We start from the raw sequence: 2534 nt of genomic DNA on the forward strand, positions 1-2534 counted from the left end.
TGTAGCGGCTATTTAGTAATGCGACAGTTGGGCCAGTTAGAGATGCGACGGTCTCGCCTCTCGACGCACTGGTCAAAGCCAACGTTGGGAGCAAGGATGACGACCTTCAGCCTGGTCGAGTAGACCATGTGCGGTCGGAGTCGTCATGTCCTGTTTGATCACCATGTCGCAGAAAGAATTGCATCGCCTCGAAGTCATCCAGAAGATTCGTGACGAACGCCTAAGCGTCGTCCAGGCTGGCGAGCTGCTCGCGCTTAGTCGAAGTCAGGTCCATCGGCTGCTACAGGCCTATGACCGGGATGGTCCAGCTGGCCTTGTTTCGAAGAAGCGATCGCAGCCGAGCAACCGGCGCCACAGCGAGGAGTTTCGCAATGCGGCGCTGGATCTGATCCGCGAGCGCTATCTGGATTTCGGTCCGACTCTGGCGCGCGAGAAGCTTATCGAGTTGCACCGGATCTCTGTTGCCAAGGAGACGCTGCGGCAATGGATGACCGAGGCTGGCATCTGGGTCTCGCGCCGGGAGCGCAAGAAACGGGTTTTCCAGCCACGCGGCCGGCGCGACTGCTTTGGTGAACTGGTGCAGATCGATGGTTCGCATCACTGGTGGTTCGAGAACCGCGGCCCCAAATGCGCCCTGCTCGTCTATATCGACGATGCCACCGGGAAGCTTTTGCATCTGCGCTTTGCCGGATCGGAGAACACGTTCGATTATCTGCATGCGACAAAGGCCTATCTGCAGCAATGGGGCAAGCCGCTGGCTTTCTACAGCGACAAACATGGTGTCTTTCGATCGACGCATCCGTCGAAGAAGGACAGGACAAGCGGTCTGACGCAGTTCGGCCGGGCGCTTTATGAGCTCAACATCGATATCATCTGCGCCAACACCCCTCAGGCCAAGGGTCGGGTGGAACGTGCCAACCAGACATTGCAGGATCGGCTTGTGAAGGAATTACGGCTTCGCGGCATTGATACGATCGAAGCTGCCAATTCCTATGCGGCTGAGTTCATTGCGGATTTCAACACTCGCTTTGGCAAGCAACCACGCAATCCAAAGGACATGCACCGACCGCTGGCCGACCACGAGAACCTCGATGGTGCCATGTGCCGGAAGGAAGTCCGCACGCTGTCGCAATCTCTGACGCTGCGCTACGATAAGGTGTTGTTCATTCTCGATCCGACCGAGATTTCCAGGCCACTGGCTGGCCAAAAAGTGATCGTCTGCGACTACCCGGACGGACGGCTCGAGATCATGCACGAGAGCTTTTCCCTGCCCTACAGGACCTTCGATACGTTGCGCTCGGTGCATCGTGCGGAGGTCGTCGACAACAAGCGGCTGGACGACATGCTGTCGATCGTCGCAGAGTTGCAGGCCGGCCGAGAACAGCAACGCAGCAAGAGCGGTCCCCGACGCACCGGGCAGAAAGATCATATGTTTGGCATTCGAGACGGTAGCACAGCCAACGGCTATCAGAAGCGGGGGCGCAAGCCGAGGACAGATTACATGAACGATCCTGCGGTGATTGCGCGGCGAGAGAAAGTGTTACTGAGGCAGCCAGCGGCGGAATAAAAATCGTCAGTGCACGCCGATGTCGCTCTGCGTATCCGATTCCAGTTGCAGGCAAGCTGCCCAAAGTGGCGTCTTGTGGAAGGATCCGTCCTGAAGGAGCGTGAGCCCCTCTCGTGCCTCATAAAGCAAGCCGAGCCAGCATAAGCGTTGGAAGACGCCATACTGGAGATCGGATTTCAACTCCCAGGCTTCTATGGTCATTTCGGTGTCCGAGAGAGACGCCAGGTCTGGATAGAGGATCTTCACAACGTCCATTGGCGTGCAACCTTCTCTGGCCTTGATATTGAGAAGATTGAGGAACATGCGCCACCAGCGTAACCGCGCTCGGACCTCCTCTTCCCGTTCGGTGGCGTGGACATACGAATAGAGATAATCCGTGGCGACCAGATCGAAGAAGGCTTGCGGGTTCACCAAAAACTCCCGGCCGCGTCTGGTTGGCAGCAGCACATCCTTTTTCCGGCGAAGAAGCTTCAGATGACGGGCCATGTCGCGCACCACCCAAAGCGGCGGCACGTCGCTTTCATTGAGAACTTTGTTCATGCTGTAAAGGTCCTCGGCTGTGAATCCTGGCCAGAGGAAGTGCACAGCGGCCCAATGCACGAACTTGCGGTTCATGGCGCCGGTCGCCGTCAATCCTATGCCGCCCTCACCGTCAGCATAGGCAACCGAAAGAAGCATGCCGCGAAGAAGTGGTGACAGCGCGGCGATGTCGACGTCACCTTGCAGGTTGATTTCCGGAAGCATCGTGCGGCTTTGATCCCCAACTGCGCCATGCAAGTGCCAGCGAGTATCGAGCGGTAAAAGAACAATTGCTAGTGAGAAAGCTAAAGCCGAAGGGGTATGTTATCACCCGCCCCCGCTCCGCCCTTTCAACCCGGCCCAGCCGGCCGGATCGGGGGCTGACCATCAGAGCCAGTGTCGCGTTTCTAACTGGCTGACGACGTCGCGCCTCTAGTCAGCTTTGACA

General features: G+C 57.7%; 2 protein-coding genes. One reads left to right on the forward strand and one right to left on the reverse strand.

Annotated elements, in window-relative coordinates:
• Window positions 1-145 precede the first annotated feature (145 nt).
• Complete coding sequence (locus PY649_RS34595; protein WP_285873560.1) at window positions 146-1567, forward strand: ISNCY family transposase; 1422 nt, start codon at window positions 146-148, stop codon at window positions 1565-1567.
• Between the two features lie 6 nt (window positions 1568-1573).
• On the opposite strand, the gene PY649_RS34600 is transcribed toward PY649_RS34595, so the two are convergent.
• Entirely contained in the window at window positions 1574-2311 is a 738-nt protein-coding gene (locus tag PY649_RS34600) for a hypothetical protein (RefSeq protein ID WP_285873561.1), read from the reverse strand.
• Window positions 2312-2534 lie beyond the last annotated feature (223 nt).

Origin of the sequence: Rhizobium mayense, from assembly GCF_030272705.1 — a bacterium.
Lineage (GTDB): Bacteria > Pseudomonadota > Alphaproteobacteria > Rhizobiales > Rhizobiaceae > Rhizobium > Rhizobium mayense.